The following is a 15,252-nucleotide window of genomic DNA, read 5'->3' as shown; positions in this document are numbered from 1 at the left end:
TTAAAATACATTTTATAATGTAACGATGGGATTGAATATGAATACTAGAGGAAAACGTTTACTTGGAAACTCGATGCTGTTTGCTATTAGTAACCTAGGAAGCAAGTTACTAAATTTTATTATGGTACCGTTTTATACGAGAACACTTACAACTGCAGAATTCGGGTCTTCAGATTTAATTACAACTATTGTAAATCTATTAATACCAATTATTACACTATCTATTTCAGATGCTGTTTTTAGATTCACAATGGAAAAGAGTAATGATCCGCATAAGGTATTGACCAACGGCTTTGCGGTGTCATTAATTAGTTTGCTAATTGTGTTATTAATTAGCCCACTATTCCATAATATTCCATACATATCGGTTGTTTTAACCTTAACATTTTTGGGGGCTATTACTGCTATGTTACAGGAATTTAGTCGTTCAATTGGGCATGTTAAAATTTTTGCGATGACTGGGATTATAATTACGCTTGGAACTGTCATCTCTAATGTGCTATTACTCTTTGTCTATCATTTTGGTTTGATGGGTTACTTGGCCTCAATGATTATTGCTCAATTAATAGGCTTTATTTATCTTTTTAATGCTTTAAGAGCATGGAGATATATAAGAATTAGCGCCTTTAGTCCAGCTTTCATCAAAATAATGTTGGCATTTAGTATTCCACTAATTCCTAATACATTATCGTGGTGGCTAGCTAGCGCCTCAAGTCGGTTATTTGTAGTTTCTTTTGTTGGGGTAGCAGCAAATGGTCTGTATGCAGTTGCTAATAAAATTCCATCATTAATAACGATGTTATATACAATTTTTATGCAGGCGTGGCAAATGTCGGCAGTTGAAGAATATAAAAGTAAGGACAACAGTCAATATTATTCAATAGTCTTTAATTTGATTATCCAAGTACTATTGGTAGGGGTTTCTAGCCTGATTGTTTTTGATAAAGTCATCCTAAGGATAATTGCTTCACCAAGCTATTTTTCAGCCTGGACAATTGTTCCTTGGCTGGCAATGGCAGTGATGTATATCAGTCTGTCATCTTTCTTGGGGACCACTTATATTGCAGCTTTTGCTACACGAGGAATTTTTTACACCACTGTTTTAGGGGCTATCTTTAATGTTATTTTAAATTTTGCACTGGTCCCTTTTTTTGGCACTATTGGTGCAGCAGTGGGATCCATGATTGCCTTTTTAGCGATCGCTATCATTCGTTTACACGATACAAAAAAGATTATCAAAATTGTTGTAAATTATCCATTGTTAATTAAAGGACACTTGATTTTGGTATTCCAAATTATGACGTTGTATCTAACTACTGGGATGATTCAATCTGTTTTATTTGTCATTTCGTTTAGCGTGATGTTGGTCTTAAATCGAAAACTACTTATTAGTTGTTATGGAATTGTACGAGGGTTGATATGGAGAAAAAAATAAGTATAAGCGGCTACTTTGTCCAAAATATTGGGGATGATTTATTTTTACTTGTCCTAACACAAATGATTCCCAATATTGAATTTAGAATTTTAAATTATAGTAGTCCTGATTTTCATGAGTATTATGAAAAAATGACCAATATCAAAGTCGTTAAGAACGCACTGATAAAAAAACTAACCTTATTTTTACCAACAAAATTATTAGCGCATTTATATTGCCTGTTTTTTAAACGGAATGATGTTTTTGTATTACTAGGTGGTTCAATATTTATAGAGACAGCAGGTTCAGCAAATCTATTGAAGTATCGCAGGTTTAATCAAGCCATTAGTTTACACACCTTTGTGATTGGCAGTAATTTTGGACCATACAGCAGTGAAACCTTTATGCGTTCGTATGAAGACTTTCTTTCTTCAGTAGAGGGAGTTACGTGGCGAGATAAAACGTCATTTCAACTTTTTAAACATAAAGATGTTCAACAAAAATTACTGCCAGATGTCGTATTAGGGCTCGATGTAGATAATAAAGATATTAACCCATTCAATAATCAATATGTGCTGGTTAATGTCATGAATTTAAAAGTGAATAGTTTTAGCGATGAACTGGTCAAGTCGTATTTTAATAGACTAAAAACGTTTATCAGTATTCAATTAGAGCTAGGTATGGATGTACACCTGTTATCTGTAAATGTTAAAGATGGTGATTTAGAGGCAGCTACTAGTTTGAAAGTTAATAATTTTGGTAATAATGAGGCCGTTTCAGTGGTTAATTATGAAGATATCTCATCGACCTTACAGGAATTTGAATTTGCTGAATCGGTGATAGCTACTCGATACCATGCCATGATTTTAAGTTGGCTATATGGGAAACCAGTACATGTTTTAGCATACAGCGATAAAATTATTAATTTTATCAAAACTTGGAATGTTGAGCAGGTCTATACAGATTTAAGAGCGTCACAAAGGCAGTCTGCGTTGGAAGAAATGACCTTTTCAGAAATTGATCAAATCAAGCTGAAGGAATTACATGACTTAGCTAAGCAACATTTTGACGATTTGAAGAGTGTATTAAAAAATAAATAACTATAAACACTATTTTCCAACCAATCAGAAGTGTGGGGACTTATGAAAAAAAGACAACAACTAGCAGTTATGCTCTTAGCGTTGATTAGTCTATTTAGTGGTGTTTTTTGCCAGCTGTCAGCTAAAGCCGACACGTTACCATTTCCGGATTCGTCAGTTGGCAATTATGTTTTCGGTGTGGGGTCGTACTATAACGCTTTTGCAGCTGGCAAGCTGACGATTGGTGGGAGTCCAATATCGACGCTAGAGGGGCGCTATGCGGCTAATCAGATTGTGGAACGTGATGGTGGCATTGATAATAATGGGATTGAGTGGAATAAATTGTCACAATTTTCACCCGTGTATGTTGCCAATGAGATTCCTTATGATGCCACTGATAGTACGTTAAAGTCGCAGGGACAAAATATGTTTGATATTTTGAATCATGCTGGCAAGTTAGCCACTGATGATACGGTTGTGGCGAATAATCTACGGCATCAAGCCGCTGATGTTTGGACAAGTAGTCAAAAGACAAGTTATCAAACCTTGATTAGTCACTTAGCGGCGGCCAACGTTGGCGATGTGACCTATTTTAAAGACAATCAAGCTTCCATGTTGGCCGACTATGCCCAAGAAAATGATGGTGCCAGCCTGACGTTGGACGCTGATGCGACGGACGCTACCAATTATTTTAAGGCTGCGGCCGCTCAAATTAAACGTATTTCTTCCTATTATAATTCTTTTACAACTAAGCAAGCGACGATTGCCAATGGGGGCGTCACTGGAGTCACTGCCAATAGTGATCTGAGTGGCAGTAGTCCGAGTGTGACGATAACGTTAGCCGACAATTATAAAAGTGTCTTTGATACGGAACCACCGATGGTCTTCTTAAACTTTTCTGGTAAACCGAGCTCTGTCAAAATCAACATTAAAAATATGGCAACGGATACTGCTAGCAGTGCCAGCGGTGACGACCAAGCTTATGCCACATACCGGTATGCGCCGTACATCTTTGTCAATTGGACAGGGGTGACGACGAGTATGCCGTTCAGTTGGGGAAGCGCTTACGAATTTAGCGTGACTGACACGACAGGCAAGGTGATTACTAACAATCAAAACGATACTGTCACGAATTCTGATGGCACCAAGGCGACGGTTAACCAATTACTCTCAAGTCATATTCTTAATAACTTTCCAAATGCGACGACGACCGGCGATAACTATCTCACGGCTGATCAAGGCGATAGCAATAACTTATTTACTGGCAGTATCATGGCACCCAATGCGAGTATCAAGGTCTCAAACGTTGGGTCGAGCCAATACTTCTATGGCAATGTTATTTCAGGAAAAAATGTGTTGGTTGAAAATAACATGTTACCGGCGCGGGTCATGGCTAGTAGCTTTGATGTGGCCCATATTTCGAGTGATGTGATTGATCAACTTGACCCTAATCAGGTCCGAGTCCCGAAACTAAAGACGGTGACAGCGTATCAGGGGGACGGGACGAGTGCTGATACCACCGGGAAAACAACCGCTGGTGGCGGTACTGCAACGGATACGCGGACCGTGACGGCGACTAAACCACTTAAGTTAAAAACCACCGTCACGACTAACAAAGCGGACTATCAGTTGTTCTATCAATTAAATGACAGTTCAACTTGGCAAGCCGCACCGTTAGCGAGTGATAACTATGATATAACGCAAACGACTAATACCTTTGAACTTGGTGCGGTCAAAGACTTAACCGGTTTTAAGTCGGCGTTAGCCGCAACTGATGACCAAGTGACCGAGAGCAGTGCGGTTGATCCTACCGCACATGCCACGCAACTAACCAAAGCCATTTATGCGACGTTAGCACAGACGAATCAAGTTAAATTAGTGGTCTTACCGAAAACGATGACTAACGGAGATCAAATTGAGGCCAGCGATGTTGCTGATTTCTTGAAAACCAATGCGACGACTTACCCTACGACGACTTTAAAAGTTGTGACCACGGGGCAAGTCAAAGCAACCATTCCAAATGTCTTTAAGTTAAACGAAGTCACTGATCAAGCGCTAATCTATAGCGGGCAACAAACCGTGACTTTAACGAATGATTGGCAAGTACCAGTGAGCCTAAGTTTACAAGCCGATGCTGACTTGAATCAAACTTTGGCCGATGGCGCCTTGCCAGTCGCGGATAATTCGATTATGACTTATCAGTATCAAATCGGAGATACAGCGACTTCAAAGGAGATGAGTCTTAATGATGATTCAACTGACTTACTATCTAAGACGACCACGCCAACCACCAGTACCCAATTAACGTTGGCAATGCAAGTTGATGCAAATCGCAGTTCAGCGAATATTCAACGGGGGCATACGTACCAAGTGCCACTACGTTGGACCCTGAATTATGATTTGACCACCACGGATGATTAGCGTGATTAAAAAATTATATTGGAGGTAATTTCATGAAGAAGATGCAACTTGTTTTAGGGTTAGTTGCGACGTTAGGGCTAAGTGCGGTTTATGTTATACCAGCGCAAGCCGCTGATACTGCCGCTGTTACTGCAGGCAATTCAGTTGGTGAATTTACGGTCGATGCCGGTCAACTAGAATTGACTAGTGTCCCAGATTTTGAATTTGCGAATACGGATGTTAAGACGGTCATGACGACTAATCCAACGTTAGCCTATACTGGCGCTGGGGTCGCTAATCCGGCTACCGCAACAAGTGGGACGGTTGTTGGCGCCAAAACCGCTGAACTAACGGTGAGTGACTATCGTGGGGCCACTACCCCAGACTGGAACGTCCAAGCAGCCATCAGTCCATTTAAGAACGGCAGTACATCTGTCAATGGTGCCATCACTTATTCCGCTAGCAACGGGATTGATGCGAAGACCATTGGGACCGCCGCGGCTGAAGTTTGGGATAATACGAGTGCTAAAACTGGTGGGATTGGTGCCGCTACGGCTACTACCGCTGACACGAGTACTTTAGCATTGGATCAAGCGTCTAGTGTGAATGCCGGCACTTATGATGCCACGATTACTTGGACCTTGAGTAATACCGCATCAACGACCACACCATAAAGCGAATCATTAATTTAACTTAGGAGAGACTAGGGGCCACGAATAATATGGGTAGGAAAAAGTGGATTTTTAAGTTAGCCAGTTGGTGGCTAATAACGTTGAGTTTTTGGTTACTAAGTGTCCCGTTATTAGCGAAAGCCGACACGGGAGCTGGTTTTACGCTCCAGATGGTACGTGATCGCCATCAGTTAAAGCAAAAGCGGGTGTCGTATTTTGATTTGCAAGTTAAGCCAAACGAGCAAGGGACGTTAAAGGTGTTGGCGACTAACTTGACGAATCAACCGTTGACGCTCAAGTTAGCGGTGAACAGTGGTTACACGACCGAAAGTGGTTCAGAGGCCTATGACACGACGAACTTAACTGCGCAACAAACGACGGTGCCGTATCAATTGAAGACCCTTTTTCAAGTGCCACAACAGGTGACGCTTCAGGCGCATGAAAAACGGCTGATTAAGCTAACATACCACGTTCCGCAAGTGGCGTTTAAAGGCATGTTAGAAGGGGCACTCTATGTGGTCAATACTGCAAAATCAACGGGAAAAGCGACCAACAAAAAGGGCTTTCGGATTCACAATCAGTATGCATTAGCGCTTGGCATTGTGTTGCGTGAAGATGTGGCTGATGTGGTTGCGCCACAGCTGAAGTTAACCAAGATTACAACGGGGACGGATAGTCAGGCAAAGTTTAGTCCAGCGGTGTTAGTTAATTTGGCTAACACTGCCCCGCAACTCATTCAAAAATTAGCGATTAATAGTAAAGTGATGACGCGAACTGGCAAAACTGTTTATACGTCCCGCCAAAATGATTTAGGAATGGCGCCGGATTCCGACTTTGATTATAAAATCAATACGAAGCAGCAGCGATTAAAGGCTGGTAAGTATCGATTGCACTTAGTAGCGAAGTCAGGGACTCAAAGCTGGGTTTTTAATCGGAACTTTACGATTACAGCTGCGCAAGCGCAACACGCCAACCGGAATTTGCAAAATACCACCCATTTCTGGTGGTGGTTGCTCATTGGGCTGCTCTTACTCATTATTTTATTGGTCCTATTAGCATATTACTTGGGTCGCCGACGATCGAAGCGTGCGGCTAAAAAACACGAATAAGTTAAGTTTGGTCATTGTTGGTAATCAATGTTTGATTACTGGCAATGGCTTTTTTGATGGTCTGATTAAGTTAATGGTGAGTTTAGGCCCAAAGGTCGCATAACCACGGCATTCATGCTAAAATATACTTATATTGCAAAGTATGTGTTATTGAATAAGGAGCTGGATGTTGATGACTGCGAACAAGCGGCGTTTCAAAGCCGAGATTGATGGTCACACTTATACGATCATCGGCAGCGCATCCGACCGTCACATGCAAACGGTGACGCGGATGATGAACGACCAAATTGAACAATTAAAGAAGTTAGCCCCCGACCTGTCTGACCAAGAGATTGCGACGTTACTCGCTTTCAATGCGATTTCAGATCAGGTGGATAAACAAGCAGAATTATTAAAGATGCAAGCGGATGATGCCAATGAATAACTGCATCGTCTTTTTTTTGCCATTTAGGTAAGTCGTACAATGAGAGGGGATTTACATTGAATTCCAAAGTATTAACCACCTTAGAATACCAACAAGTTAAACAGCAGCTATTACCTTACGTGGTTTCGGCTGCTGGTCAAAAAGAATTAAACGAGTTACAGCCAATGACTGATTTAGACGCTGTTCAATTGGCTTTAGATGAAACCAACGATGGGGCCGAAGTTTACCGGCTTAAAGGTGGTATTCCGATTGCGCGGTTAGCGGATATTACCCCCCATATGAAGCGTTTAGCCATTGGTGCGACGTTAAATGGGAGTGAACTCGGTCAAATTGGGCGGGTCTTAAAAACGACGCAAGCCATTACGCGTTTTTTTGAGGAGCTCTTAGCGGAAGCCCCAGAGAATGGCGTCCGCCGTTTGTTTGATGAAGTCCAAGCACTGGTCACTTTACCAGCCGTGACGAAACAATTGGCGAATGCCATCGAAGGTGACGGCCACATCACTGATTCAGCGTCACCGGAGTTAAGCAGTATTCGGGGGCATATCAGTAAGACGGCAGCTGAGATTCGGGCCAAAATGGAACAGTATACCCGGGGTAAGGATTCCAAGTATCTCAGTGATCCAATCATCACCATTCGTAATGATCGCTATGTAATTCCCGTTAAGGCTGAAAATCGCAGCCGTTTTGGGGGGATTGTCCATGATCAAAGTGCCAGTGGACAGACCTTGTTCATCGAACCACAGGCCGTGATGGCGCTAAATGACCGGTTACGCCAGAATCAAGTTGCTGAAAAACAAGAAGAACAGCGTATCTTAGAAGAATTATCCAACTTGATTGCACCTTATCAGACGGAAATTTTAGCCAATGCAGAAATTCTGGGTCATTTTGATTTTATCAATGCGAAGGCCCGGTATGCCCATGCGATGCATGCGACTGAACCGCAAGTTTCTAGCAAAAATGAAGTCTTCTTACGTCAAGCTCGGCATCCGTTGATTGATCAAAAGAAGGTCGTGGCTAACGACATCACGTTGGGGACGGATTATCAAGCAATTGTCATTACCGGACCCAATACTGGTGGGAAGACAATCACATTGAAAACGTTGGGGCTCTTACAATTGATGGGGCAATCTGGCCTGTTTATCCCTGCGGATGAAGGGAGTCGGATTGGCATTTACGATGAAATCTTTGCCGATATTGGTGATGAGCAGTCGATTGAACAAAACTTAAGTACTTTTTCATCCCATATGGAAAATATCGAAAGCTTCCTAGCTCAAATCGATGACCGTAGCTTGGTCTTAGTCGATGAATTGGGAGCCGGGACCGATCCCCAAGAAGGGGCTGCTTTAGCCATTGCCATTCTGGATGCCATTGGCGCTAAAGATACTCAAGTAGTTGCCACGACCCATTATCCGGAATTAAAAGCGTACGGCTTTAATCGGCCGGATACGATCAATGCCAGTATGGAATTTGATGAAGCCACGTTGAAGCCAACTTATCGGTTATTGGTGGGGATTCCTGGGCGGAGTAATGCCCTCGATATTGCCCAACGATTAGGGATTCCAGCTAGTATTGTTGCGCAGGCCCGGTCATTAACAGATACGGATAGCCAAGACTTGAATGCGATGATTGCTGACTTAGTTGCTAAGCGCAAACAGGTTGAAGATGAACAGTTGCGGCTTACAACTGACCTAGCTGACGCAGATAAGCTGCATAAGCAATTAAAGAGTGAGTTCAATGCCTATGAGCAACGAAAAGACCAATTGGTTGAGGCTGCCAAGGCCCAAGCGAATGCAATCGTTGAAAAGAGTAAGACGCAAGCGGATGCAATCATTAGCGACCTGCGTAAAAAGCAATTAGCTAGTGGGACAGCGACGATCAAAGAAAATGAGCTGATTGATGCGAAGGGAGCCTTAAATGCGCTGGAGCAACAACCGAAGCTTAAAAAGAATCGGGTCTTGCGACATGAAAAAGCGAAACAAGATTTCCATCAAGGCGACGATGTGTTAGTTAAGTCATACGGGCAACGTGGGGTCTTAGTACGGTCAATGGGGGCCAAAGCTTGGGAAGTTCAACTGGGAATTCTTAAAATGAAGATCTCAGTGGCTGATTTAGAAAAGGTCAAGCCGGAAGCCGAACCGAAGCGGGCCCGGGCAACGGTTCAAAGTGCTAATGCCAGTCATGTGGCACCCAACCTTGATTTACGAGGCGTACGATATGAAGATGCAATGACGCAAGTCGATCGCTATATTGATGCCGCCTTGTTAGCAGGCTATCCTGCTGTCACGATTGTGCATGGTAAAGGGACCGGGGCTTTACGACAAGGAATTACTGACTATTTACAAACTAACCGTCAAGTGAAGTCATTCCACTTTGCTGCGCCGAACCACGGTGGCAATGGGGCGACTGAAGTTAATTTTAAATAGATTGTAGGCAAATTAGTTGTTCTTTTGGGCATAACTGATATACTTACAAATAGTAAATAACTAAATATAGGGAGGCCGATCAAAATGGTCGAAGCTACTACTGATAAGACTTTTGAAACGGATACTGCAAAGGGCGTTACACTAACTGATTTTTGGGCAACTTGGTGCGGTCCTTGTCGGATGCAATCACCAGTAGTTGAACAATTAGCCGGTGAGATGGGTGATCAAGTTACTTTCAATAAAATGGACGTGGATGCGAACCCAAACACGGCGCAAAACTTTGGTATTATGAGTATTCCAACTTTATTAGTTAAAAAAGACGGTGAAGTGGTCGATACCTTGGTTGGTTACCATTCAAAAGAACAAATTAAAAAGACCTTAGCAACTTACGTTGAAGCATAGCCGGTTACGATGAGGTTAAGGAGGCGCACAGTTCAGGCTGTGCGTCTTTTTTTGCGATAAAAAACGACTAAGTGACGGCGGTTGGCCGAACTTAGTCGTTTTTTCAGCCATCAGTTAATAAATGATGGGTTAGTTTTGATGCTCAGGGGTGGTCTCATCAGTTGGCGTCTCGTCAACTAATGGCTGCACGATTTCAATTGGGGTGGCTGGATCGTGATTAGTGATGGGTTGTTTATGGTCAATCGTAACGGCAATCCGGATCCGCATCTTATTTTGAAAGGTCAGCTTAGCCTCGCTAACACAGCCAACGCGTTGAACAGCTTGTTCAGCGAGAAAGCCAGTTTCGAGCATAAAGTCTGGTTTTTTGATAGCATAACTGCGACGAGCGACGGGTTCGCCGGTTAATTCATAGGTAATTAAATCTGCGCTTTCTTTGATGACTAGTAAGTGTCCCCAACCAGCCTGTTCAAAAAAAGTGACCAAGTCAGCCGTCGTTGCGACTGGAAATTGGCGCGCTAAATCCTTACCAGCCCAGTAGAGAATCCCACTACTATCTGCTCCCAGCAAGTTTGGTAACAAGGCATCGCGTAAAACCTCAACACTTAAAACTGAAGTCTTAATCGCATTACCTGCAAATTGAGAATAAAAGGCATTCGTCATGATAAGTCCTCTCCATGTCTAATCGCGGCATCATTGCCACTTCATAATAAATATTATACCTTGTTTCTGGTCAGATGCAGAACTTTTTCGACCATCTGAGTGGAAACTTTACTAATTTAAGCCGCCGGGTCTGGCTTGAAATCAGTTTCAAAAAAGGCCATAATGAAGTTTCAGAATTCAGCGAACGGAGATTTTTAATATGGCAAATGAACATGCAATTGGTTTCATGGATTCCGGCGTGGGCGGCTTAACCGTCGTCAAGCAAGCGCTTAAGCAATTGCCACGGGAAACCATTAATTTCATTGGTGATCAGGCCCGGCTTCCTTATGGCCCACGCCCCAGTGAACAAGTCCGCGACTTTTCTTGGCAGATGGCATCTTTTTTGCTAAAACAAGATATCAAAATGCTGGTGATTGCTTGTAATACGGCCACCGCTGCGGCTTTACCCGACTTACGTGCGAAACTTAAAATTCCAGTGATTGGGGTTATCTCACCAGGGTCACGAGCGGCGCTCAAAGCATCTAAGAACAACCGAATTGGGGTGATTGCGACAGAAGGGACGATTCGCAGTAATGCCTATCGGGATGCCATTTTAGCCAAGGACCCGACCGCCACGGTGATTTCCAAGGCTTGCCCGAAGTTTGTCCCCTTGGTGGAATCTAACGAGTATCAGTCCACTGTTGCTAAAAAGGTGGTTGCGGAGTCGCTACAATCATTTAAAACAAGCGGGATTGACACGTTGGTCTTAGGCTGCACACATTATCCACTGCTACGTCCTTTGATTCAAAATGTCGTCGGCCAAGACGTGACCTTGATTGATTCAGGGGCGGAAACGATTAATGACGTCTCTTTCATGTTAGATTATCTGGGGATTGAAAATACGAGTGCGACTAAAGCTTATCCGGATGCCTATTATACGACTGGATCGCCAGCACACTTTGCGACGATTGCTAAAAATTGGCTCCAACAACCAGCTTTTCAAGTCACACAAACAACTTTAGGGGGGGACTAAATTGAAAACTTTAATTATTGCGACAAACAATGACAATAAAGCGCGTGAATTTAGTGCGATGCTTAAGGCGTATGCGATTGAAATTAAAACGTTAGCGGATTTTCCAACGATCCCACCGATTAAAGAAAACGGCATTACCTTTGAAGCGAATGCGACCAAGAAAGTGACCGCTGTCGTGCAGGCGACGGGGTTACCGGCGATCGCCGATGATTCAGGGTTAATGGTGACGGCGTTGCATGGTGATCCAGGGGTCTATTCGGCACGGTATGCGGGGGATCATAATGATGCAGCTAATAATGCGAAGTTATTGGCTAACTTAGGTGGCGTGCCGGAAGCACAACGGACAGCAACCTTTCACACGACTTTAGTTGCGCTGCAACCGACTGGTGAAAAATTAGTCGTCACCGGTGAGTTAAAAGGGCGCATCTTAATTGCGCCGCGTGGCGATAATGGGTTTGGCTATGATCCGTTATTTTGGTCAACCCAGTATCAAAAATCATTGGCGGAATTAACGGCGGCTGAGAAAAATGCGATTAGTCATCGCGGCGCAGCCTTACGGCAATTAATGACTAAATTTGATGAATGGTGGGCACCGCAAAAATGAAATGTTTAGTTGTGAGTGACAGTCATGGTGATCGCGATATTTTGGTGCAATTACTAGCGGCTTATCAAGATAAAGTAGATGCTTTTTTTCATTGCGGTGATTCAGAGCTGGCGGCGGATGATGCTGTCTTTGACCAGATGCACGTCGTTCAAGGTAATATGGATTTTGATAATCAGTACCCAACGGCAGTGACGACTACGGTGGCGGGCGTTAAGGTATATATGACGCATGGTCATCTAGTTGGTGTTAATCTGAGCTTGGATCATCTGATTGCGGCTGCCCAGGCGGCCAATGCGCAGCTGGCTTTTTTGGGGCACACTCATCAATTAGGAGTCGAACGGCATGCCGGCTTATTGGTTTTAAATCCTGGCAGTATCAGTTATCCACGGGGTGAATTTACCCAGTTAGGTGGCACCTATGCCATTGTTGACGTTCAAGCAGCTGCCATTGAGGTGCAATATTATGATCGCCAACAACGGCCAGTTAAGGCGTTGAAATTTCACTTTGCCCGCTAAAAAATCCTTAAAGATGAGCAGATTCCCCGCAACTTACCGTGATTTTCGGTTAGAATAAGGGGGTAACTTCTTAAGGGAGGGTCACACGATGCTAATTAAACCAGTAGCGGATTTATTAATGCGCAATACGGACCATTTTTTGATTCCGGCCGATATTGTGGCGAACGTCCAAACTGATAACAATTTGTACCATGCCTTTTTAGTATTGACGAAGATTAAATATTCGCGAATTCCAGTTTTGGATAATGAAGGGCACTTTGAAGGCTTGATTTCATTGCCATTAATTACGGAACAGATGCTCGGTTTTGACCAATTGAATACAGAGGTTTTAATGCAAAAGCGAGTCTGTGATGTGATGGCAACCAAGGTCAAAACGGTGGCAACCGTGACGGATGTTGAGACCACCTTGCATTTAATGGTCGATAATCCATTTGTGCCGGTTGTCACGGCTGACCGTGTTTTCCGTGGGATTATTACGCGCCGAGAGTTTATGAAGAGTTTTAACTTCTTGGCCCACGAAATTGGTAAGCAATATGATATGATTGAGAAAGATTTTTCCGTTAGCGAAAAAGCTAAATAAAAACATCATGGAGGGGTTCCAATGGCAAAATTAGATGCACAAGCAATTATTAACTACATTGGTAATGCGAAGAAAAAAACACCGGTGAAAGTTTATGTGAAGGGTCAATTAGACCAACTAGACGCACCAGCAACGATTAAGACGTTTTTTAGCGGTAATGCTGGCGTTTTATTTGGTGATTGGACCGACGTCGAACCCTTTTTAAAGGCCAATGCGGCGTTAATCACGGATTCTGAATTAGAAAATGATGCGCGCAACTCAGCGGTACCCTTAACTGATTTGAAGCAATACAATGCACGAATTGAACCCGGTGCGATTATTCGTGACCAAGTTTTAATTGGCGACAATGCCGTGATTATGATGGGTGCCTTAATTAACATCGGTGCCGAAATCGGTGAAGGTTCCATGATTGATATGGGCGCAGTTTTAGGCGGCCGGGCGATTGTGGGTAAGAATTGTCATATTGGTGCCGGTACTGTGTTAGCTGGCGTGGTAGAACCACCGTCGGCACAACCAGTTCGGATTGATGATGATGTTTTGATTGGTGCCAATGCCGTTGTCTTGGAAGGCGTGCATGTTGGTAAAGGCGCTGTAGTTGCGGCTGGGGCCATCGTGATTAATGATGTTGAACCAAACACCGTTGTCGGTGGCGTTCCTGCTCGTAAATTAAAAGATATTGATGATAAAACTAAGAGTAAAACAGAACTCATGAGTGAATTACGTCAGCTCTAAGCGTGGAGGGACAACCAATGGTCTTACAGGAAAATGAGTTAATACCAATTTATAAACATCTCCACCAAATTCCTGAACTTGGCTTGGAAGAACACGAAACGCAGGCATATCTGTTATCGATTATTAAAGCCATGCCGCAAACGTGGTTGACTATCAAAACGGTCGCGGCGGTGCCAACGGCAATCTTGGTTAAAGTGAGTGGTCAACGCCATGACTATCGTATCGGTTATCGGACTGATATTGACGGGTTACCCGTGACGGAAGCAACGGATTTACCATTTGCCTCACAGCATCCGGGTAAGATGCATGCGTGTGGTCATGATATTCACATGTCAGTTGCATTGGGCATTCTGAGTTATTTTGCGACTAATCAACCGACGACGGATATGATTTTTATTTTTCAACCGGCGGAAGAAAATGCATCTGGTGGCAAACGCTTATATGAAAGTGGTGCTTTGGATGACTGGATGCCGGATGAAATTTTTGCATTTCATGATAATCCAGCTTTACCTGCAGGTGCAATTGGGTGTCGCATGGGGACTTTGTTTGCAGGAACGTGTGAGATCCACGCGCACTTAACCGGTAAAAGTGGTCATGCTGCCTTTCCACATCAAGCTAATGACATGGTTGTTGCGGGGGCTGCTTTGGTCCAACAATTGCAAACAATCGTCGCGCGTAATGTTGATCCTATTCAAAGTGGCGTGGTCACGTTAGGCCACTTCACGGCGGGCACTATCGGCAATGTCATTGCGGGTGAAGCTCAGATTGATGGGACGATTCGGGCGTTAACGCAGGAAATGAATTTGCATATTCAACGGCGAGTTCGGACAATTGTTGAAGGCATTGCGTTAGCCTACGATTGTCAAATTGATTTGGATTTACATCAGGGGGGTTATTATCCGGTTGAAAACAATGACCAGATTACCGCTGATTTTATGACGTACATGCAAAATGATGATGCCGTTAACTTTATCGAAACGCGGCCAGCAATGACGGGTGAAGATTTTGGGTATCTGATTCACCAAATTCCCGGGACGATGTTTTGGCTAGGAGTGGATAGTCCTTATTCACTCCATTCAGAACATATGGTGCCGCATACGAGCGCTATCATGGCTGGGGTTAATGCGATGACGGGTTATTTGACGCATCGTAATCAGTTACGAACTGTGTAGCTGATGAAAAAACAAGTGTCAATCGCACCCATCGGGGGTTGATTGACACTTGTTT

General features: G+C 43.4%; 15 protein-coding genes. 14 read left to right on the top strand and 1 reads right to left on the bottom strand.

Annotated features, from left to right (window positions below; all coding sequences use genetic code 11):
- The first annotated feature begins 37 nt into the window (after positions 1-37).
- The 8 genes from C5Z26_RS04085 to trxA all read left to right on the top strand — a co-directional run bounded on the left by C5Z26_RS04085 (position 38) and on the right by trxA (position 9,922).
- Positions 38-1,435 (top strand): lipopolysaccharide biosynthesis protein, encoded by a 1,398-nt coding sequence (locus C5Z26_RS04085; protein WP_158682796.1) that lies wholly within the window; start codon positions 38-40, stop codon positions 1,433-1,435.
- Positions 1,420-2,514: a polysaccharide pyruvyl transferase family protein gene (locus C5Z26_RS04080; RefSeq protein WP_105448717.1), complete on the top strand. Its 1,095-nt coding sequence runs from the start codon at positions 1,420-1,422 to the stop codon at positions 2,512-2,514. The genes C5Z26_RS04085 and C5Z26_RS04080 overlap by 16 nt, the downstream gene beginning before the upstream one ends.
- A 42-nt stretch (positions 2,515-2,556) precedes the next feature.
- Entirely contained in the window at positions 2,557-4,914 is a 2,358-nt protein-coding gene (locus tag C5Z26_RS04075; protein ID WP_105448716.1) for a hypothetical protein, read from the top strand.
- A 32-nt stretch (positions 4,915-4,946) separates the two neighbouring features.
- Positions 4,947-5,567 carry a WxL domain-containing protein gene (locus C5Z26_RS04070; protein ID WP_105448715.1) on the top strand — a complete coding sequence of 207 codons (621 nt, stop codon included), beginning with the start codon at positions 4,947-4,949 and terminating at the stop codon, positions 5,565-5,567.
- 47 nt (positions 5,568-5,614) lie between these two features.
- The gene (locus C5Z26_RS04065) at positions 5,615-6,673 is read left to right on the top strand and encodes a WxLIP family cell surface protein (RefSeq protein WP_105448714.1); all 1,059 of its coding nucleotides are present in this window, start codon (positions 5,615-5,617) and stop codon (positions 6,671-6,673) included.
- Between the two features lie 172 nt (positions 6,674-6,845).
- Positions 6,846-7,097: a cell division protein ZapA gene (gene zapA, locus C5Z26_RS04060; protein ID WP_105448713.1), complete on the top strand. Its 252-nt coding sequence runs from the start codon at positions 6,846-6,848 to the stop codon at positions 7,095-7,097.
- A 56-nt stretch (positions 7,098-7,153) separates the two neighbouring features.
- On the top strand, positions 7,154-9,520 hold the full coding sequence (locus tag C5Z26_RS04055; protein ID WP_105448712.1) for an endonuclease MutS2: 2,367 nt from the start codon (positions 7,154-7,156) through the stop codon (positions 9,518-9,520).
- Between the two features lie 84 nt (positions 9,521-9,604).
- Positions 9,605-9,922 (top strand): thioredoxin, encoded by a 318-nt coding sequence (gene trxA / locus C5Z26_RS04050; RefSeq protein ID WP_105448711.1) that lies wholly within the window; start codon positions 9,605-9,607, stop codon positions 9,920-9,922.
- A 129-nt stretch (positions 9,923-10,051) separates the two neighbouring features.
- Here the strand turns inward: trxA and C5Z26_RS04045 are convergent, their stop codons facing one another.
- Entirely contained in the window at positions 10,052-10,582 is a 531-nt protein-coding gene (locus C5Z26_RS04045; RefSeq protein ID WP_234005725.1) for a YslB family protein, read from the bottom strand.
- Between the two features lie 199 nt (positions 10,583-10,781).
- On the opposite strand from C5Z26_RS04045, the gene racE reads away from it, so the two are divergent.
- The 6 genes from racE to C5Z26_RS04015 all read left to right on the top strand — a co-directional run bounded on the left by racE (position 10,782) and on the right by C5Z26_RS04015 (position 15,197).
- A complete protein-coding gene (gene racE / locus C5Z26_RS04040; RefSeq protein ID WP_105448710.1) occupies positions 10,782-11,594 on the top strand; it encodes a glutamate racemase in 813 nt (270 codons plus the stop codon).
- Position 11,595: 1 nt separating this feature from the next.
- Positions 11,596-12,198 (top strand): XTP/dITP diphosphatase, encoded by a 603-nt coding sequence (locus C5Z26_RS04035; RefSeq protein WP_105448709.1) that lies wholly within the window; start codon positions 11,596-11,598, stop codon positions 12,196-12,198.
- Positions 12,195-12,713, top strand: a complete 519-nt coding sequence (locus C5Z26_RS04030) for a metallophosphoesterase family protein (RefSeq protein ID WP_105448708.1) — start codon at positions 12,195-12,197, stop codon at positions 12,711-12,713. The genes C5Z26_RS04035 and C5Z26_RS04030 overlap by 4 nt, the downstream gene beginning before the upstream one ends.
- Positions 12,714-12,801: 88 nt before the next feature.
- Positions 12,802-13,293 carry a cyclic-di-AMP-binding protein CbpB gene (gene cbpB, locus C5Z26_RS04025; protein WP_105448707.1) on the top strand — a complete coding sequence of 164 codons (492 nt, stop codon included), beginning with the start codon at positions 12,802-12,804 and terminating at the stop codon, positions 13,291-13,293.
- A 21-nt stretch (positions 13,294-13,314) separates the two neighbouring features.
- Positions 13,315-14,025 carry a 2,3,4,5-tetrahydropyridine-2,6-dicarboxylate N-acetyltransferase gene (gene dapD, locus C5Z26_RS04020; RefSeq protein WP_105448706.1) on the top strand — a complete coding sequence of 237 codons (711 nt, stop codon included), beginning with the start codon at positions 13,315-13,317 and terminating at the stop codon, positions 14,023-14,025.
- Positions 14,026-14,042: 17 nt separating this feature from the next.
- Complete coding sequence (locus tag C5Z26_RS04015) at positions 14,043-15,197, top strand: N-acetyldiaminopimelate deacetylase (RefSeq protein WP_105448705.1); 1,155 nt, start codon at positions 14,043-14,045, stop codon at positions 15,195-15,197.
- The last annotated feature ends 55 nt before the right edge of the window (positions 15,198-15,252 follow it).

The organism is Lactobacillus sp. CBA3606 (assembly GCF_002970935.1).
In the GTDB taxonomy this organism is placed as follows: Bacteria; Bacillota; Bacilli; order Lactobacillales; family Lactobacillaceae; genus Lactiplantibacillus.
This window is presented reverse-complemented; position numbering and strand designations above follow the sequence as displayed.